This window comes from Sphingomonas sp. CBMAI 2297 (genome assembly GCF_029870595.1).
Classification (GTDB): Bacteria; Pseudomonadota; Alphaproteobacteria; order Sphingomonadales; family Sphingomonadaceae; genus Sphingomonas.
In genome coordinates, this window is record NZ_JAPDIR010000002.1 from 45,248 (window position 1) to 64,401 (window position 19,154).

16 protein-coding genes are annotated in these 19,154 nt (G+C 65.4%); 12 read left to right on the top strand and 4 right to left on the bottom strand.

From position 1 onward, the window contains the following. Positions 1–6: 6 nt before the first annotated feature. Positions 7–1,323 (bottom strand): UDP-glucose/GDP-mannose dehydrogenase family protein, encoded by a 1,317-nt coding sequence (locus tag OMP43_RS02930; protein WP_280278157.1) that lies wholly within the window; start codon positions 1,321–1,323, stop codon positions 7–9. Positions 1,324–1,769: 446 nt separating this feature from the next. Here OMP43_RS02930 and OMP43_RS02935 point away from each other — a divergent pair, with 446 nt between their 5' ends. The 3 genes from OMP43_RS02935 to OMP43_RS02945 all read left to right on the top strand — a co-directional run bounded on the left by OMP43_RS02935 (position 1,770) and on the right by OMP43_RS02945 (position 6,132). Further along, positions 1,770–3,209, top strand: a complete 1,440-nt coding sequence (locus tag OMP43_RS02935) for a GGDEF domain-containing phosphodiesterase (RefSeq protein ID WP_280278159.1) — start codon at positions 1,770–1,772, stop codon at positions 3,207–3,209. Beyond that, entirely contained in the window at positions 3,209–5,668 is a 2,460-nt protein-coding gene (locus OMP43_RS02940; RefSeq protein ID WP_280278161.1) for an ATP-binding protein, read from the top strand. Before OMP43_RS02935 ends, OMP43_RS02940 begins: the two co-directional genes overlap by 1 nt. 74 nt (positions 5,669–5,742) lie before the next feature. Next, on the top strand, positions 5,743–6,132 hold the full coding sequence (locus OMP43_RS02945; RefSeq protein ID WP_086128821.1) for a response regulator: 390 nt from the start codon (positions 5,743–5,745) through the stop codon (positions 6,130–6,132). 146 nt (positions 6,133–6,278) lie between these two features. Here the strand turns inward: OMP43_RS02945 and OMP43_RS02950 are convergent, their stop codons facing one another. The 3 genes from OMP43_RS02950 to OMP43_RS02960 all read right to left on the bottom strand — a co-directional run bounded on the left by OMP43_RS02950 (position 6,279) and on the right by OMP43_RS02960 (position 9,832). After that, the gene (locus OMP43_RS02950; protein WP_280278164.1) at positions 6,279–7,544 is read right to left on the bottom strand and encodes an ATP-binding protein; all 1,266 of its coding nucleotides are present in this window, start codon (positions 7,542–7,544) and stop codon (positions 6,279–6,281) included. 4 nt (positions 7,545–7,548) lie between these two features. Continuing rightward, entirely contained in the window at positions 7,549–8,289 is a 741-nt protein-coding gene (locus tag OMP43_RS02955; protein ID WP_280278166.1) for a response regulator transcription factor, read from the bottom strand. A gap of 253 nt (positions 8,290–8,542) precedes the next feature. Beyond that, positions 8,543–9,832, bottom strand: a complete 1,290-nt coding sequence (locus tag OMP43_RS02960; protein WP_280278167.1) for an MFS transporter — start codon at positions 9,830–9,832, stop codon at positions 8,543–8,545. Between the two features lie 90 nt (positions 9,833–9,922). Here OMP43_RS02960 and OMP43_RS02965 point away from each other — a divergent pair, with 90 nt between their 5' ends. The 9 genes from OMP43_RS02965 (at position 9,923) to OMP43_RS03005 (ending at position 19,153) form a co-directional block, all read left to right on the top strand. Further along, positions 9,923–10,489, top strand: coding sequence for a DUF3617 family protein (locus OMP43_RS02965; protein WP_280278168.1), 567 nt, complete (start codon positions 9,923–9,925; stop codon positions 10,487–10,489). Between the two features lie 146 nt (positions 10,490–10,635). Then, positions 10,636–10,842, top strand: a complete 207-nt coding sequence (gene rpsU, locus OMP43_RS02970) for a 30S ribosomal protein S21 (RefSeq protein WP_010545388.1) — start codon at positions 10,636–10,638, stop codon at positions 10,840–10,842. A gap of 93 nt (positions 10,843–10,935) precedes the next feature. Further along, complete coding sequence (locus tag OMP43_RS02975; RefSeq protein WP_280278174.1) at positions 10,936–11,544, top strand: FKBP-type peptidyl-prolyl cis-trans isomerase; 609 nt, start codon at positions 10,936–10,938, stop codon at positions 11,542–11,544. A gap of 96 nt (positions 11,545–11,640) precedes the next feature. Beyond that, positions 11,641–13,668, top strand: coding sequence for an acyltransferase family protein (locus OMP43_RS02980; protein WP_280278176.1), 2,028 nt, complete (start codon positions 11,641–11,643; stop codon positions 13,666–13,668). A gap of 573 nt (positions 13,669–14,241) precedes the next feature. After that, positions 14,242–15,123: a glucose-1-phosphate thymidylyltransferase RfbA gene (gene rfbA / locus OMP43_RS02985; RefSeq protein WP_280278177.1), complete on the top strand. Its 882-nt coding sequence runs from the start codon at positions 14,242–14,244 to the stop codon at positions 15,121–15,123. Continuing rightward, entirely contained in the window at positions 15,120–15,677 is a 558-nt protein-coding gene (rfbC, locus tag OMP43_RS02990) for a dTDP-4-dehydrorhamnose 3,5-epimerase (RefSeq protein ID WP_348538586.1), read from the top strand. Before rfbA ends, rfbC begins: the two co-directional genes overlap by 4 nt. Before the next feature lie 8 nt (positions 15,678–15,685). Further along, positions 15,686–16,741 carry a dTDP-glucose 4,6-dehydratase gene (gene rfbB / locus OMP43_RS02995; protein ID WP_280278179.1) on the top strand — a complete coding sequence of 352 codons (1,056 nt, stop codon included), beginning with the start codon at positions 15,686–15,688 and terminating at the stop codon, positions 16,739–16,741. Continuing rightward, positions 16,741–17,646, top strand: a complete 906-nt coding sequence (rfbD, locus tag OMP43_RS03000; RefSeq protein ID WP_280278181.1) for a dTDP-4-dehydrorhamnose reductase — start codon at positions 16,741–16,743, stop codon at positions 17,644–17,646. Before rfbB ends, rfbD begins: the two co-directional genes overlap by 1 nt. A 202-nt stretch (positions 17,647–17,848) precedes the next feature. Then, complete coding sequence (locus OMP43_RS03005; RefSeq protein ID WP_280278182.1) at positions 17,849–19,153, top strand: sugar transferase; 1,305 nt, start codon at positions 17,849–17,851, stop codon at positions 19,151–19,153. The last annotated feature ends 1 nt before the right edge of the window (position 19,154 follow it).

Sequence of the window (19,154 nt, forward strand, 5' to 3'; positions counted from 1 at the left end):
CCGGGATCAGTCGTGCTTCGGCTTGCCGACGCCGACCAGCTTGAGGCCGGCACGCGCCGCCTCCGCGGGCGGATAGATGTTGCGCAGGTCGACGAGCAGCGGCGCCTTGAGCATCGTCTTGATGCGACCGAGATCAAGCGCGCGGAACGCATCCCACTCCGTCACGATCACCAGCGCGTCCGCGCCGTCCGCCGCGGCATAGGCGCTCTCGCTGAACTCGACGTTCGGCAGCAGCGGGCGCGCCTGCTCGAAGCCTTCGGGGTCATAGGCCTTCACCGTGGCGCCGGCATCCTGCAGCGCCGCGACGATCGACAGGCTGGGCGCGTCGCGCATGTCGTCGGTATTGGGCTTGAAGGTGAGGCCCAATATGCCCACGGTCTTGCCGCGCACGTCGCCGCCCATCGCCTTGATCACCTTGCGGCCCATGGCGCGCTTGCGCGCGTCGTTCACCTGCACGGTGGCCTCGACGATGCGCAGCGGAGTCTCGTTGTCGCCCGCCGTCTTGAGCAGCGCCAGCGTATCCTTGGGGAAGCAGGAGCCGCCATAGCCGGGGCCGGCATGGAGGAACTTGCTGCCGATCCGGTTGTCGAGCCCGATGCCGCGCGCCACTTCCTGCACGTCGGCGCCCACTTCCTCGCACAGGTCGGCGATCTCGTTGATGAAGGTGATCTTCACCGCCAGGAACGCGTTGGCCGCATATTTGGTCAGCTCGCTGGTGCGGCGGCTGGTGAACAGGATCGGCGCGCTCTGGTTGAGCGAGAGCGGGCGGTAGATCGCGCGCATCACTTCGCGGGCTTCCTCGTCGTCGGTGCCGACGACCACGCGGTCGGGCCGCTTGAAATCCTCGATCGCCGCGCCTTCGCGCAGGAATTCGGGGTTGGAGACGACCTTCGCGCCGGTGCCCGACGCCACTTCGCGCATGATCCGCTCCACTTCGTCGCCGGTGCCGACCGGCACGGTCGACTTGGTGACGATCACCGCCGGCCCGGTCAGGTTCTCGGCGATCTCGCGCGCGGCGGCGAAGACATAGCTCAGGTCGGCATGGCCGTCGCCGCGGCGGCTCGGCGTGCCGACCGCGATGAACACCGCATCGGCCCCCTTGACGCCTTCGGCCAGGTCGGTGGTGAAGGAGAGGCGGCCGGCCTTCACGTTCGAGGCGACCAGCGCGTCGAGGCCCGGCTCGTAGATCGGCATCACGCCCTGATCGAGCAGCTCGATCTTGCGCGCATCCTTGTCGACGCAGACCACTTCATGGCCGAAGTCCGAGAAACAGGCACCGGAAACCAGGCCGACATAGCCCGTGCCGATCATCGCTATGCGCAACGTGGATCCCCTTGGGAAGAAAGTCTGTTGCGCAGATAGCGACGCCAGCGCCGGGGGCAAGGGGGCGGGGGGCGACGCTCTCCGGCGCGGCCGGCAAGAAAAATGCGGACAAGGAAACGGGCAATAAAAAAGGCGGCTCGCGGCCGCCCTTTCAGTTGTCGTCCGGGCCGGTCAGCACGGCCTCAACTGAGGTCGCTCCACTGCCGGCCCGGATGAACGTTCCTCAGAACGGGCGGATTTCGTTACCGCCGCCGTCACGGAACATCAGGCTGAAAAACGCGAACATTCATAGTCTCCCATCGGTGCGCACTTGTGCGCGATTCAGATGGTTAAAGGCTTCTTAACAATGAATCAATCCGGATTTCTGCGGAGTTGGCTTCGCAAAAACTGCTTCGAACGCGTGATTTAACCGTTCCTTCAAGGGTCGGGGCCTAGGCATGGCGGGCATGTCGGCACGCAGAGAGCCCTTGGCGACCTTGGTCGGTGCTTCCACGAGCGCCGTCGCGATCACCGCGGAACGCGCGGGAATCGCGAGGGAATTCGTGCAGGTGCACAGCGCGCGCGCCGGCAGTGCGGATGCCGGTGCCCGTGGGCGGGGCGGCAAGCGCGAACTGCACCGGGCAAGTAACGATCGCCATGTCGAGGGGCGCTTCTGGAGCGTTCTGGGCCTGTGCGAGATCGGGAATTTCGCGTCGCTGCGCCGTCATCTGGGCCGCGCCCGCGCCGATTCGCTGGTGCTGGACGTGGCGCGGCGAATCTCCGGCCTGGTGCCGGACGTCCGCATCGCCGCCGCCGGCCGCTCGGTGATCGAGATCTGCTTCGAGCGGGAAACGCCCGAGGCCGCCGCCGACGATATCGATCGGATCCGCAAGGGTTTCCAGCGCACGCTCGACCTCGATGGCGAGCCGCATCATCTCCAGATGCATTTCGGCGTCGCCGCCGCGCCCTCGGTCGAGGATGACGAGGTGCTGCTCGCCGAAGCCGCCGAATCCGCGCTCGAGCAGGCACGGGCGGACGGCCGGGTGGTGATGCTCGACCTGTCGCGCGCGGACCTGGCCTTCGACAAGCTCACCCTGATGCGCGAGCTGCCGCGCGCGATCGCCAATGGCGAGATGTTCCTGCAATATCAGCCCAAGGTCCATGTCCGCCGGCAGGAGATCGCCAGCGCCGAGGCGCTGGTCCGCTGGCAGCATCCCACGCGCGGCCTGATCCTGCCGGGCGATTTCATCTCGGTCGCGGAGCAGGCGGGCGAGATCTCGACGCTCACGCTGTGGACGCTGCGCCAGGTGATCGAGGACCAGCGCAAGCTGCGCGCCGACGGCTTCGACATGCTGCTCTTCGTCAATATCTCGGGCCAGCTCCTCGCCGATCCCGGCTTCGTCAACGAAGTGTGCGAGATGCTGGCGAACACCGATGCGAAGCTCGGCTTCGAGATCACCGAGACCGCGGTGATCCGCGATCCGGAGAGCGCGATCCGCCATCTCCAGTTCTTCGCCGACAGCGGCGTGACGCTCGCGATCGACGATTACGGCGCCGGGCTCTCCTCGCTCGCCTATCTGAAGAAGCTGCCCGCGCGCGAACTCAAGATCGACAAGATGTTCGTGATGCAGCTCACCAGCAGCAACCGCGATCCGCTGATCGTGCGCTCGACGATCGATCTCGCCCATGCGCTCGAGATGGAAGTCACCGCCGAAGGAGTGGAGACGCCGTCCGCGCTCGCGCTGCTCAGCGTGATGGGCTGCGACATGGTGCAGGGCTTCCTGATCTCGCGCCCGCTCGGGCTCGATGCGTTCCGCAAGTTCCTGGCGGACGATGGCCATCTCGACAATGCGAACGGCCATCCGGCATCGTTCGTCCGGCCCGAGAGCTTCTGGAAGCGCGCGTGATGCGCGCGCTGCTGCGTTCCGTCCTTGCCCTTGCCGCGCTGCTCGCGGCCGCGCCGGCGCTTGCCCAGGCGCAACCCCGTTCCGATTTCCCGCCGGCGATCGAGGCCCAGATCCGGGCCGCCAAGGAAAGCATGATGTCCGATCAGGCGGAGGCGCTCCGCCACGCCGCCGCGATCGACGGGCTGGCGCTCGGCCTGCGGGACGAGCGGCGACGGATGCTGGCGCTGGCCACCGCGCGCTGGCTGGCCGCCGAGGCGCATATCCGCAACGAGGAGCCCGCCAAGGCCGCGCCGCTGCTGACCGACGGGCTGAACCTGATCCGCTCGATCCCGGAGCCGATCAAGCTGCGCGGCGACCTGATGATGTCGCAGGGCGCCTTCTTCATGGCGCGCGACCAGGCGGTGCAGGCGCTGGAAAGCTATCAGAACGCCTTCCGCATCTTCGGCGAAGTGAAGGAGCCGCGCAGCCAGGCGATCGCGCTGCAGAACATCGGCGGGCTCTACAGCGTCGCCAATGACGATGCGCGCGCCGAGGAATATTTCCACCAGGCCGCGGTGCTGTTCACCGATGATCCGGTGCTTTCGCTCTCGCTCCACAACAGCCGCGGCAATGTGCTCGCCAAGCTCGGCCGGGACGCGGAGGCGAGCAAGGAATATGAGGCGGCGATCGTCGTCGCGCGCGGCATGAACAAGCCGCTGCTCGAGGCGCGCCTGCTCAGCAACCTCGCGCGCAGCCAGGTGGCGCTGAAACGCTATGACGACGCCAACCGCACGATCACGCGCGGGTTCGAGCTCATCCGCGGCGCCGATGCCGATGTGCTGCGGCGGCACCTGCTCGCCACCGCGGCCGCCCTGGCTTCCGAGCGGGGGAATATCGGGGAGGCGCTGCGGTTCATCCACGGCACGTTCGACGGCATGGACCTGGGGAAGACCACGGTCGAATTCCGCAGCGACCATTTCTATGCCTATCAGATATTCAGCAAGGCGGAGAATGCGCGAGAGGCGCTGGTGCACCTTCAGGCAATGAAGCGCCTCGACGATGAATCCACCAAGGTGGCCGCGACCGCCGGCGCGGCGCTGATGGCGGCGAAGTTCGACTGGGCGAAGCAGCAGAACCAGATCCTGCTGCTCCAGACCCGGGAAGCCGAGGGGCGGGCCCGCTATCTCCAGACGCTGTTCCTGCTGATCGGCGCCGCGACGGTGATCGTCATGGCCGCGCTCGGCTGGGGCCTCGTCACGGTTCGCCGCAGCCGCAACAAGGTGCGCGCCGCCAACATCGTGCTGGGCGAGACCAATGTGGCGCTGGAAAAGGCGCTCAAGGCCAAGACCGAGTTCCTCGCGACCACCAGCCACGAGATCCGCACCCCGCTGAACGGCATCCTGGGCATGACCCAGGTCATGCTCTCGGATCCGAAGCTCGAGGCGCAGACCCGCGAGCGGATCGGCATCGTCCATGGCGCCGGCATCACCATGCGCGCGCTGGTCGACGACATTCTCGACGTCGCCAAGATGGAGACGGGCAATCTGAGCGTCGAGGCGGCGCCCATGGACCTGCCCGCCACGCTGAGGGACGTCACCCGCCTCTGGGAGGAGCAGGCGCGCGGCAAGGGGCTCGGCTTCCGGCTCGAGCTCAGCCATGCGCCGCACTGGATCGTCAGCGACGCCACCCGCCTGCGCCAGATGGTGTTCAACCTGCTCTCCAACGCGATCAAGTTCACCGAGAAGGGCAGCGTCACGCTGCGCGCGGTGGCCGAGGGCGAAGGCGATGCCCGGCGGCTCAGGCTGGCCGTCGAGGATACCGGCATCGGCATCCCCCGCGAGAAATTCGAGGAGATCTTCGAGAGCTTCCGCCAGGTCGACACCAGCACCACGCGCCGGTTCGGGGGCACCGGCCTGGGCCTCGCCATCTGCCGCAACCTCGCCCGCGCGCTGGGCGGCGACATCATGGTGGAGAGCGAGGACGGCAAGGGCTCGCGCTTCATCCTCGACCTGCCGCTCGTCCCGGCCGAGGCGCCCGCGGCGGCCGTGGCGGACGAAGGCGCGGCGGGGCTCGACCTGGTCGTGCTCGACCGGAATCCCATCGCCCGCTCGATGCTGCGCACCCTGTTGGAGCCGCGCGTCGCCCGGCTGCGCTTCGCCGGCTCGGCGGCCGAGGCCCTGCCGATGCTCGAGGCCGGCGGTGTCAGCCATCTCCTTGCCGATGAGGGGACGCTCAAGGCCGAGGCGGATGGCCCCGCCGCGGTGCTCGCGAAGCTGCGCGCGGTGGCCCCGGACGCGGCGCTCGCCGTGCTCTGGCTCAAGCCCGATGCGGAGACCGCTGCTGAGCTGATTGCAGCAAGTGGCAGCAAAATAATCGAAAAACCTATTACCGGCGTCGGCCTGATCGATGCTATCATTCCGTCAGCGGAAGAAAATTCCGGCAAGAGGGAGGGGGACCCGCTTGTATCTCGGGCGGCTTAGGGCGATAGCACACCGGACATGAAAAAAACGGTCGCGCGCATCTCGGGGAAACCGGTCGCCACGGGCGGACGGGCATGAATATCCTCTTCATCGAGGACGATCCGATGAACCGTCGGGTCGTGAAGGACATGCTCGACGTCGCGGGGGCGACCATGGCGGAGGCAAGCTGGGCCGAAGAGGGCCTGGCGATGCTCGACGCGGAATCGTTCGACGTCGTGCTCGTCGATCTGCGCATGCCCGGCATGGACGGGTTCGAGACGATCCGCCGCATTCGCGCGCGGGGCGACGCGAAGGGGGAATTGCCGATCATCGTCGTCACCGCCGATACCGCGGTGGACCTGCGCGAGCGCTGCCTCGCGATCGGGGCCGACGATGTGCTGTTCAAGCCGGTGGCGATGGACGCGCTGTTCGATTCGATCGGCCGGGTGCTCGCGATCCGCGGCGGCGGGGGCATGATCCTTTAGGTGAGAACCCAAGCAAGCTCTTGAAACTACGCCCGTCATCCCCGCCCGCGCGGGGATGACGGCTATCGGGCGCTCCTTGTCCCAAGGGGATAAACGCCTTTGTCGATCGAGTTGGCGCGCCAGCGCCGCCGCCCGCCGGCGGAGGCTCAGGTCGGCAGCCGCACGCGCACTCGCCCGCCGATTCCGCCCAGGCGATTCTCCAGCGTCACGGTGCCGCCATGCGCCTCGGCGACCGAGCGGACGATGGCGAGCCCCAGCCCCGTGCCGCCGGTCTCGCGGCTGCGCGAGGTCTCGCCGCGCACGAAGGGCGCGAACAGCGCCTCGGCCCGTGCCAGGTCGAAGCCGGGTCCGTCGTCCTCCACCAGCACGTCCACCGTGGCTTCGCCCAGGCTCCAGTGCAGCCGCGCGCGCTCGCCATAGCGCACCGCATTCTCGATGAGGTTGGCGAACAGCCGCCGCAGCGCCGCCGAATTGCCGCGCACCACCGCGCGCGGCCCCGGCTCGACGCTGACCGGCTTGCCCGCCGCGGCAAGGTCGTCGACCAGGCTCTCGATCAGGCTGCCCAGGTCGAGCCTCGCATGCGACGCGCCATCCCGCCCGTCGCGCGTGAAGGCCAGCGCGGCCTTCAGCATCGCGCGCATCTCCTCGATGTCCGCCTCGGCGCGCAGCCTCGCCGCGTCGGGAAGCTGCTCGACCCAGAAGGCGATCCTCGACAGGGGCGTGCCCAGGTCATGGGCGATCGCGCCCAGCATCGCGCTGCGGTTCTCGGCCTCGAGCAGGATCCGCTCCTGCATCGAATCGAGCGCGATGGCGAGTTCGTGCACTTCGCGCGGGCCCCGTTGCGGAATCGGCTGGCGTGCGCCCAGGCGCACCCGGGTCGCTGCGCCCGCCAGGTCGCGGATCGGCCGCGAGATGCGGCGCGCCACTGCCCAGGCGAGGAGGGAAAGCACCAGCAGCGTGCCGAGCATCCCCAGCAGCCGGGCGAGGTGCCAGCGCGTGAAGGTCGGGCGGTACACGCTGGATGCGACGATCCAGCCATTCCCGTTCTCCATCGCCACGGTGAAGCTGCCGCGCATGTCCTGCTCGGGATCGCGCGCCGGGAGCTGGTAGAGCCCGTGGATGCGTTCGGCCGGCACCTCCATCAGCCGGGCGATCGCCGCGTCGCGCGCGGGGGAGGGGCGCTCGTCCTGGCGGCCGAACTTGTCCTCGTTGGTCCGGGTCACCGTCATCCGGGCGCGGGCGGTGGGCGGCACGATGCCGGTGCGCAGCGCCTCGGCGACGCGGGCCAGCGGCAGCGGCCCCGGCCCGGGCGGCGGGCCGTTGAACATGATCGTGAACTGCGTCGTCGTCGCGATCAGGGCGGCGGCGATGACGAGCAGGACGATGGGAACCGTGATCGAACGCCGGGTCACGGGATCACTTGGCCGTGACTTCGGCGACGAACATATAGCCTTCGTTGCGAATGGTGCGGATCAGGTCCTCGGAGCCCGGGCGCGCGAGCTTCTTGCGCAGGCGGCTCATCTGCACGTCGATCGCGCGGTCGAAATGCTCGGCATTGGGACCGCGCGAGAAGTCGAGCAGCATGTCGCGGGTGAGCACCCGGCGGGGCCGCTCCACCAGGGCGAGCAGCAGCCGGAACTCGCCGTCGGACAGGTTGATGATCACGTCGTCCGGATCCCAGAGCTGGCGCGCCACCGGGTCCAGCCGCCAGCCGGCGAAGCGCAGAAAGGCGCGGGTGGGCACCGCCGCCGGCGCGGCCCGGTCGCCATGGCTGCGGCGCAGCACCGAGCGGATCCGCGCCAGCAGTTCGCGCGGATTGGCCGGCTTGGGCACATAGTCGTCCGCGCCCATCTCCAGCCCGACGATCCGGTCGATATCCTCGCCGATCACGGAATGGAGGATCACCGCGGGGCCGGTCTCGCGGTCCATCGAGCGCAGGATGGCGAGCCCGTCCTCGCCCGGCATCATCACGTCGAGGACGATCAGCGCATAATCGTGCCGGGTCGCGAGCGCGCGCATCTCGGTCGCGCCCGAAGCCGTGTCGACCACATAGCCATGCTGCGACAGGAAAGCCGCGGTCAGCTCGCGGATACCGGGATCGTCGTCGACGATCAGCAGGCGGGTCTCGAGGTCCAAGGCTAATGCGTCTTGCAGCATCCACTGGTGATCGGGGGCGAGCCTAACGCTGGTATTGCAGGGCTGCAATGCGCCGAAACATATGGATGCAGCGAGAGGGAAAGGCCGTCATCCCCGCTCCTGCTCGTCATTCCTGCTCCTGCCCCGTCATCTCCGCGCAGGGTCATCCCCGCGCAGGCGGGGATCCTGGAGTCGCCAGCGCGCGCTCCATCGCCCTGGACTCCCGCCTGCAAGGGGATGATGGCAAAATCATGCTAATGATTAGCAATAGCTATCAATCCTCGAGGATCCGCGAATGTTTCGCGGTATCGCGCATGCTCAGATAGGTGACCAGCGACACGCCGATCATCGCGGTGACATACACGTAGAAGCCGCGCTCCCAGCCCGCGTCCTTGAACCACAGGGCGACATATTCCGCCGTCCCGCCGAACAGCGCATTGGCGACGGCATAGGGCAGGGCGACGCCGAGGGTGCGGATATGCGCGGGAAAGAGCTCCGCCTTCACCACGGCGTTGATCGAGGTGTAGCCGGTCACGATCGCCAGCGCGCCCAGCATGATCAGGAAGGCGAGCATGGGGCTGTGCACGCTCTCCAGCGTGGTGAAGATCGGCCAGGTGAGCAGCACGCCGAGCACGCCGAAGCCGATCATCAGCGGCTTGCGCCCGATCCGGTCGGACAGCGCGCCGGCCAGCGGCTGGATCAGCATGAAGCCGAACAGGGCGGCGGCGTTGATCTGCGAGGCGGTGGCCCGGTCGAAGCCCGAGGTATTGACCAGGAATTTCTGCAGGTAGATCGAATAGGCGTAGAAGGCGAGCGTGCCGCCCGCGGTGAGCAGCATCACCAGCCCGGCCTCGCGCGGATGGTGCCGGAACAGCGCGAACATGCTCGACTGGCCGCCGCCGCGCTTCTCGAAGCTCTCGGTCTCGGCCAGCCGGCGCCGCAGCCAGAAGACGATCACCGCCAGCACCCCGCCGATCAGGAAGGGGATGCGCCAGCCCCAGGCGTCGAGAGCGGCCTCGCTCAATATGGATTGCAGCACCAGCAGCACCAGCAGCGCCACCAGCTGGCCGGAGATCAGGGTGACGTACTGGAAGCTCGACCAGAAGCCGCGATGCCGCTTGCCGGCCATTTCGGAGAGATAGGTGGCGCTCGCGCCATATTCGCCGCCCACCGAGATGCCCTGCATCAGCCGGGCGAGCACCAGCAGCGCGGGCGCGGCGACGCCGATCGTCGCATAGCCGGGAGTGACCGCGATCAGCAGCGATCCGGCGCACATCAGCGTCACCGAAAGGGTGAGCCCGGCCTTGCGGCCATAGCGGTCGCCGTAAATGCCCATCAGCCAGCCGCCTACCGGCCGCATCAGGAAGCCGACCGCGAACACCGCCGCGGCGTTGAGCAGCTGCGCGGTCTGGTCGCCCTTGGGGAAGAAGTGCGGCGCGAAATAGAGCGTGAAGGCCGAATAGGCATACCAGTCATACCATTCGACCAGATTGCCGGCCGATCCCCCCAGGATCGAGCGCAGGCGGTGTCGCGGCGGCGGCGTGGCGGTGTCGGCTGCTGTCATCGCGTCACTATGCCGTCAGGAATCGCGCTTGTCTTTGGCCGCGATATCGGCTGAGTGTCGCCGCGAATTTGGAGAGGGGTCTTTCGTAAAATGCGTGCCATCCTGCTCGTCGGCGCCCTCGCCCTTGCCGGTTGCCAGTCCGCCGCGGAGCGCGAAGCCGCCGCCACGGGCGAGTTCGAGGTGCGCAACGCCTCGATGAAGGAAGTCGCGGGCCTGTCCAAGGCCGCGCACTCCAAGATGCTGATGCAGCCGGGCACCTGGGATTCGGGCATGCAGGTGATTTCCGCCGAGTTCGCCGACGGGCCGGACAAGGCGGACCAGCTGGCGGCGGTGAGGAAGCAGGAGCGCCACGCCGTGAAGTGCCAGACGGCGAGCGACCTCAAGCCGCTCGACATCGAGAATCTCGAAAAGGTCGCCGGCACCTGCACTTTCCCGCGCTTCGTGCAGAAGGGCGGCAGGCTCGACGTCGAGATCCAGTGCACCCAGGCGAGCGGGGCGAAGACCACGCTCCTCTATGCCGGCACCATGGGCAAGCAGGCCTATGACGTGACGGTCGACCAGAAGAGCGGCGAGAAGGGCCAGCCCGGCTATGCCGCGATCCGGCTGCGCGTCTATGGCAAGCGGCTCGGGCTCTGCCAGGGCCAGCCGGCCGCCTGAGCGGCTCGCCGCATCATTACGGGGCTGGAGCCTGTTCGCGCTTGAAAAATCGGAATTGCGCTGTTAGGTGGCCGCCACGACGCCGCAACCCCGCGTTCCGGCGAACCCTTTTCTATTGAATTGAAGACCGGAGCACTGACGGGTTTATGCAGATCATCGTTCGCGACAACAACGTCGACCAAGCGCTGCGCGCGCTCAAGAAGAAGCTGCAGCGTGAGGGCGTCTATCGCGAGATGAAGCTTCGCCGTCACTACGAGAAGCCCAGCGAGAAGCGCGCCCGCGAGCGTGCCGCCGCGGTCCGCCGCGCGCGCAAGCTCGAGCGCAAGCGCATGGAGCGCGACAGCGCCCGTTGATTTCGCGACAGGGCATTGCACGCGCCGCGTGCGATGCCGTCGTGACTTTTCTGACTTTCGGGTAGCCGGCTACCTGTGCCTGGAGCTCATCGCATGTCCGTGACCGCCGTTCCGCTCCAGCCCGTCAAGCGCAGCTACAAGGTCTGGCTCTGGGCCGGGCTGGTGCTGGCGATCGCCGTCGCGGTGGCGCTGGCCTGGACCGGCACGCGCGCGCCCGTCGCCGTCAAGGGCGACGACACCCAGTTCCTTGCCTGGAACAAGGGGCAGCTCGGCGTGCGGACCACCGAGTCGGGGCTCCAGTATCAGGTGCTCAAGGAAGGCACCGGTCCGAAGGCGCAGGAAGGCGACGGGGTTTCCGTCTGGACCGTCGGCACGCTGCGCGACGGCACCATCTTCCAGCCGGCGGGCGAGATCCGGCTGCCGGTGGGCGGCGCGATCCCCGGCTTCGACGAAGCGCTCAAGATGATGAGCAAGGATTCGAAGCTGCGCGTCTGGATCCCGGCCAATCTCGCTTATGAGAAGGCGGGTACCCAGCATCCGCTCTACGGCAAGCTCCTGCAGTTCGATCTCGAGATCAAGCAGATCATCCCGGCGGCCGAGCTGCGCCAGATGATGCTCCAGCAGCAGATGATGCAGCAGCAGGGCGGCGCTCCGGGCGGCGCACAACCGGATGGGCCCGGGGCAGGGGGCGAGGTCCGCTGACTTTCGGCCCGGCTGGGCAAGTGGATCGGCTCGGCATCGTCCGATATCCGGGCGGCAGGCGTCGGGCGAACGGGTTGCGGATAGACGCGTGCCGCCATGAGTGCTGAAGGCCGGACCGTGGCCCGTAGTGGCGAGCCCGCTGCGGTACTTCCCTATCGTGCTGAAGTGGATGGCCTGCGCGCGGTGGCGCTGCTGTCGGTCATGGCGTTTCACGCCGGGGTTCCTGGCTTTTCCGGCGGTTTTACCGGCGTCGATATCTTCTTCGTGATCAGCGGCTATCTGATCGGATCCATCATCTGGCGCGAGACCGCGCTAGGCACTTTTCGCCTGTCGCAATTCTACGCGCGGCGCATCCTGCGCATCTTCCCGGCATTGCTGGTCGTCCTGACCTGTTGCTCGCTGTTGGCGATGCTGGTGGTGGATCTCGATGTGGTGGCGTCCTTTGGGGCGCAAATGCTCGCTTCTCTGTGTTTCGCTGCAAATATCTATCTCTGGCGCCAGCCCCAAGGTTATTTCGCGGCGCCCGAGGGCCCCAATCCCCTGGTGCATCTCTGGAGCCTTGGGGTCGAAGAGCAGTTCTATATCCTCTTTCCACTGGCGTTGCTGTTGCTGCGCAGGATGGGTGATCGCGTCGCGGTTGCCTCAATGGCACTCGTGGCGATCGCCTCCTTCGCGTTGTCGACGCATTTGAGCGGAACCCATCCGGGCGCGAACTTCTACCTTCTGCCCAGCCGAAGCTGGGAACTGCTTGTCGGTGGGCTGCTCGCCATCGGCGAGCCGGCGTTGCGCGATAGGATGCGGGCGCGGCGTGCGCTTGCCGAAGCAGCGGGATTGCTCGGAGTTGTGCTGCTCGTCTTGCCTGTCTTCCTTTACGATGCGACGACGCCTTTCCCCGGCTGGGCCGCGTTGCCCACCATCGCCGGCACGGCGCTGATCATCGGCTGCTCGGTTCCGGGCACGATCGTCGGGGGCATGCTTGCCACGCGGCCATTGGTGGCGATCGGCCTGATTTCCTATTCCGTCTACCTATGGCATCAGCCGCTGCTTGCCTTTGCCCGGTTGCTGTCGATTGACCATGTCGGCCTGTCACCCTCGCTGGGCCTTCTCGGTGTATCGTTTCTATTGGGTGCCATGAGTTGGCGGTGGATCGAGAGGCCTTTCCGGCGTGGTCGCGTAAGTGCCGCCGGCTTCGTGGGTTTGGCGGCCTATGCCCTTGTCCTCGCGGCGGGCGCGGCCGCGCTGTGGTTCAGCGGGGGGCTTCCGCAACGCTTCTCCGCAGAGCAGCGGGCGCTGGCAGGTGGGTTGGCGCGGGCCAACATCGCCCGGCAGGTTGAATGTTCCCTCGCTCCCGGCGCGGCCCGTAGGCTGGATACGGCCTGTACGATAGGAGATCCGGCAGGCCCGGCAGCAATGGCGATCCTGGGCGATTCACATGCTATCGCCTTGGCGCCGGCTTTCTCCGAAGGGTTGTGGGCAAGGCACGAGCGTGCAGTGCTGTTCACGCGCGCCGGTTGCGCGCCGATCTTGCCCGTGGCGGGACTCGATGCCCTTCATCGCCAATGCGCCGCCTTCCACGCTGGGGCGATTGAGCGGGTCTTGCAAGATGCCAGCATCCAGACTGTGGTGCTTGCGGCGCGGTGGGCCTATGATCTTGAGCGTACCGGTTTCGACAACGGCGAAGGCGGTGTGGAGGCAAGCTGGGAGGTGGCCACGCTTCCTGCGGCGCGTTCGCATATCCTTGAGGGCTATTCCGTGGCGGTGCGCCGGCTTCTCAAGGGAGGCAAGCGCGTCATCTTGATCTATCCGGTGCCCGAAGCGGGATGGAATGTTCCGATAACCCTCGCCAGGATGCGCATGCTAGGCGTGAAGCGCGCGGACGGGCTTACGACCAGCAGGGCCGGGTTCCTGCGCCGTCAGGCGCCGATCTTTGAGGCGTTTGACGCGCTGGGCGATGTACCTGGCCTGATCCGTGTCCGCCCGGATCGCGCACTATGTGGCGTGGACCGTTGCACGCTCACCCGTGCCGGGGCACCGCTGTACTTCGATGATGACCATCTCACGCCGGAAGGTGCCTCGATGCTCTGGATCGCAGCTTCTCTCGCAGCGCCGGATACCCGGCGATGATCCAAGGCCTCGGGCCGGTCTGCTGGTGCTGCTTTGAGATCGGGGCGATGAACTTTACCCAGCGCAGCTGCCATTGCCGGAGCCGGGCGGCAAGTGCTGTCCTTCACGGTAATCGCGCAAGAGCATCGCCGAAATCATGCCGGGAGCGAAGCGACTAGAATCATGTCAGGGCTGTGGCAGGATGAAGCATGTCAGAGCCGTGGCGGGATGCGTTGCCGATGGAGCGTTCGCACCATCGGTTGAGTCGAAGAATTGGTTCAGTGTCCTTGAACTGAAATGATGCGCTGCAACGACTGTTGTTGCGATATTTTATTTTGTATTTTCAATGGTATAATCCATTATCCTTGGCATGCTGCGCTGCCGTAGTGCGCACTTGTAAACGAATGGCGTCACTGTTAGGTCCGCGGCCTCAACGACGACAGGAGGGCGACCCTTCGAGGTCCCGTTCATGATGGACGGCAGTTGCCGGTATTGCCCAACGGAATGGCCGAGGCTGAGACGGCGGTTCCTGCAATGGCGGTGTGGCCGACGCTAGATCGGGGTGGGGTCTTCCTTGCAGGAAATGAGGTTCGGATGAAGGGGATCATATTGGCCGGCGGTAGCGGTACTCGCCTCTATCCGGCTACGCTGGCGGTTTCGAAGCAAGCGCTTCCCATATTCGACAAGCCGATGATTTACTATCCGCTGTCCACGCTCATGCTGGCCGGGCTGCGTGATATCCTCATCATTTCCACGCCTCGCGATCTTCCGGTCTTCGAAGGCATGCTCGGAGACGGGGCGGCCTTTGGAATCAATTTGCAATATGCCGTGCAGCCGGAGCCCAACGGGCTCGCCGAGGCTTTTATCATCGGTGCCGATTTTCTTAAGAGTGACGCCGGAGCGCTGATCCTTGGCGACAATATATATCACGGTGCCGGCTTGGCGGAGAAATGCCGAGCGTCGGCCGCCGCTGCAAGCCAGGGCGGAGCAGTGGTCTTCGCGTATCAGGTGGAGGATCCCGAGCGCTATGGGGTTGCCACCTTCGATCCGGCCACTGGTCGTGCGACCAGCATTGAGGAGAAGCCGGCTAAGCCGCGCTCCAATTGGGCAATTACCGGCCTCTATTTCTATGATCGCGACGTGACGGATATCGCGCGCTCGATCCGCCCGTCGCCGCGTGGTGAACTCGAGATTACCGACATCAATCTCCATTATATGCATCGTGGCGATCTCAGCGTGTCGCAACTCGGTCGCGGCTATGCTTGGCTTGATACGGGCACCCATGAGAGCCTGCACGAGGCAGGCTCCTTCGTTCGGGCGATCGAGCATCGAACCGGCGTGAAGATCGGTTGCCCGGAAGAGATCGGGTTCAACCTCGGCTATATTGATGCGGAAGCGGTCCTGGCGCGCGCAGCGATGATGGGAAAAACCGACTATGCGGCTTTCCTGCGTCGCGTGGTGGATGAAGCCAGGTGATCGCGTTCAACCGACTGGCCATCCCTGATCTCATAGAGATCGTGCCGCCGCGCTTCTCGGACGATCGTGGTTTTTTCTCGGAGGTTTTCCGGCGTGATCTGCTCGCGTGCCAGGGGATCGAGGTCGACTGGTTCCAGGACAATCTGAGCGTATCTGCGCGTCCGGGAACTATGCGTGGACTGCATTTCCAAGTGGCGCCCTTCGCGCAGGATAAGCTCATCCGTGTCTCGCGGGGCGCGATCTACGATGTTGCGGTCGATATCCGCGAAGGATCGCCGACCTATGGTGCCTGGGTCGGGTGTGAGATCTCGGCGGAGAAATGGAACCAGTTGTTCGTACCTAAGGGCTTCGCGCACGGATTTATGACCCTGGTTCCGGATACCGAGGTTTTCTACAAGGTCAGCGCGCCCTATTCGGCGGCGCACGAGGGAGCGATCCGCTGGGACGATGCGGACGTTGGCATCCGCTGGCCCGATGCCGGTGAGGTTACGATGTCGCCCAAAGATGCCGTGGCCCCCGCATTCCGCGACCATGTACCGACATTCTCGCTCTAGGAGTGCTGATGCGCACGATATTAGTTACCGGCGGTGCCGGCTTCATTGGGTCCGCCGTGTGCCGGCACTTGGTGCGGGGTGGCGTCAGGGTCGTCAATCTCGACAAGCTCACCTATGCGGGCAACCCAGTTTCCCTGAAGGCGATTGAGAACGCGCCCAATTATCGCCTCGTAGAAGGCGATATCGCGGATGTTCCGTTGGTGCTTGATCTGCTGCGCGCCGAGCAGGTCGATGCGATTATGCATCTTGCGGCGGAGAGTCACGTCGATCGATCGATCGATGGGCCTGGTGCCTTTGTGGAAACCAATGTTGTCGGAACCTTCCGGCTGCTCAGCGCTGCCCTGGAATATTGGCGCGAGCTCGATACGCAGCGCCGAGCCACGTTCCGCTTCCATCACATCTCGACTGACGAAGTCTTCGGCGACCTGCCTTTCGACAGCGGGGTCTTTACCGAGGAGACGGCCTATGCCCCGTCCTCGCCTTATTCGGCGTCCAAGGCAGCGTCCGACCATTTCGTGAGGGCTTGGCACGAAACCTACGGCCTGCCGGTGGTCATATCGAACTGCTCGAACAACTATGGCCCGTTCCATTTTCCAGAGAAGCTGATCCCCCTGACGATCCTGAATGCGCTTGAGGGCAAGCCGCTCCCGGTATATGGGCGCGGTGAGAATGTCCGCGACTGGCTTTTCGTGGAGGACCACGCGCGCGCGCTTGAGTTGGTGGTGACCCGGGGCGCGGTGGGAGAGAGCTATAATGTCGGTGGCCGCGAGGAAAGGACCAACCTCCAAGTGGTCGAGGCGATCTGCGATGCCCTCGATGCGCGTGTGCCACTCGCGGACGGCAGCTCGCGACGCCGCCTGATTACCTTCGTGTCGGATCGCCCCGGCCATGATCGGCGATATGCGATCGACCCGTCGAAGATCGAGACGGATCTCGGGTGGTCGGCGCAGGAAAGCTTTGAGACCGGCCTGGCCAGGACGGTGGATTGGTATCTCGAGAACCGCTGGTGGTGGAACCCGATCCGGTCGGGCACCTATGCCGGCGAACGGCTTGGAGGCGGCTGATGCGCATCCTGGTGACAGGACGCGATGGCCAGGTCGCGCGCGCCTTGGCAGCGCGATCGGCTGGGCATGAGCTCCTGTTCCTGGGGCGGCCGGAACTCGATCTTGCTCGGCCCGAGGCAATTCACGAGGCAGTCGCGCGCCTGACGCCCGATCTCGTGTTCAGCGTGGCTGCCTACACCGCGGTCGATCGGGCGGAGGTGGAGCCGGCTGTTGCCGAGAAGGTGAACGCCGCGGGTCCCGGGGCTCTCGCTCGCGCCGCCGCCGCCATGGGGGCGCCGATTGTGCACCTGTCCACTGACTATGTCTTCGACGGCACGCTCGACCGTCCCTATCGAGAAGAGGATGTGGTCGGACCTATCGGGGCGTACGGCGCCACGAAGCTCCGCGGTGAGCAAGCTGTTCGGGAATCCGGTGCCGAATGGCTGATTCTGCGAACTGCCTGGGTATACAGCCCGTTCGGCGGCAATTTCGTGCGTACCATGCTTCGCCTGGCCGAAGAGCGCGCCGAATTGTCGGTGGTCAGCGATCAGATCGGCTGCCCGACTTCGGCATTCGATATCGCGGATGCGTTGCTGCAGGTGGCGGGGCAATGGAGCGGTGACGGAGCGGCCTGGCGGTCGGGTCTCTATCATTTCGCCGGCAGCGAGGCATGTAGCTGGGCGGATTTCGCGCGTCGGATATTCTCCTTGAGCGGCGAGATGGGCGGGCCTGCAGCGCATGTGCGTGATATTCCCGCATCGGAGTGGCCGACACGCGCCCGGCGGCCGGCCAATTCACGGCTCGATTCCGCACATTTCGCCGAAGTGTTCGGATTTCGCGCGCAGGGGTTCGACGATGGGCTCCGTCCGGTGATTGCTGCGATCCTTGAGCAGGTGCCGTGCACGGTGGTTGGTATTGAGGGTTGAAGATGCCAGATGGCGAGTGCATTGAGAATATTGCCATTCCGGCGGTTTTTCGGGTCGTGCCTTCGCGCTTGAGGTTGGGGGCGTTGGAGTTTTTCGGGCCTTTGCAGGGTGGAAAATCTTTGGTGGGACGGGTGGCTAGGCACGCATTTCTACCTCGGCCGGCGACGGTGCGCGCGACGCGACTGCCGAAGGGCGGCATCGCGTGAAGTCCAATGCGCTCGTTGCCGAGGATGCGCCGGCGCGGCCGCGCTTCGCATCGCATTTTGCGCGCATTCGCACGCAATTGGGGGTTGGGCTGATCCTGGCCATCATCGTGCCGGCTGTGCTGCGCTATCTGATGACCGGGCTCGAGCCAAGCGTCCAGCCCGAGCAGAATAGCCTGATCGGCTCGGTGATTTCGATTGTTCTGGGTTATTTTGTTCAGCGTCGACTGGGTGTCTTTCCGGGGTTTTCTTCGGTCGGCTACATCATTCCTAGCTTCTCGGCTGCGTTCGCTTTGGTCGTGCTGTGTTTTTTCAACCTGCGCTTAGACTATAGCCGCGTGCCCTTCATCATAAATTATCTATCGAGCCTGTTTTGGTTCACAATTATCTTCATTCTCGCCTATCGCGCGAAGACCTATCGTCTCGCCGTGGTCCCTGGCGGCGATGCGGAGCAGGTGCTCGGGCTTGAGGGAGTCGAGTGGATCATGCTGAAGGCACCGGTCGCACCGCAGCCCGGCTGGGATGGGGTGGTCGCAGATCTGCGTGCTGATCCCGCGGACGAGTGGGAACGCATGATCGCGGATGCGGCGCTTGCCGGCGTACCGGTCTATGGCGTGAAGCAGACGATCGAGCAGCTGACCGGGCGCAGCGAGATCGAGCATCTCTCAGAGAATACGCTGGGGTCGCTCAATCCCAACCAGGCCTATTTCAAGATCAAGCAGAGCATCGACTGGCTAGCTGCCGTGGCGGCGTTGCTTGTCTTGGCACCCGTGCTGCTGATCGTGTCGTTGCTCATCAAGCTCGACACCCCCGGGCCGGTTTTCTTCCGTCAGGAGCGGGTGGGCTTTCGCGGCAAGAGCATCCGCGTTTTCAAGTTCCGCACGATGAATCATGTGGTGCGCGCCAAGGCCGAAGTGTCTGCGCGCGATGCGGCGATCACGCAGGAGAATGATTCGAGGATCACGCGGGTCGGACGTTTCCTTCGCCGTACGCGGATCGACGAGCTGCCGCAGATCCTGAACATTCTCCGTGGCGAAATGAGCTGGATCGGTCCGCGTCCAGAAGCAAAGCCGCTTGCCGAATGGTATGAGGCGGAGCTTCCCTTCTATCATTATCGCCACATCGTTCGCCCCGGCATCACCGGCTGGGCGCAGGTCCGGCAGGGCCATGTGGCGGACGTGACCGAAGTGCGCGGCAAGCTCTATTATGACTTCTACTATATCAAGAACTTCTCCTTCTGGCTCGATGTGCTCATCGTCCTGCTGACTTTTCGGATCGTGGTGTCGGGCCACGGGGCGAAATAGG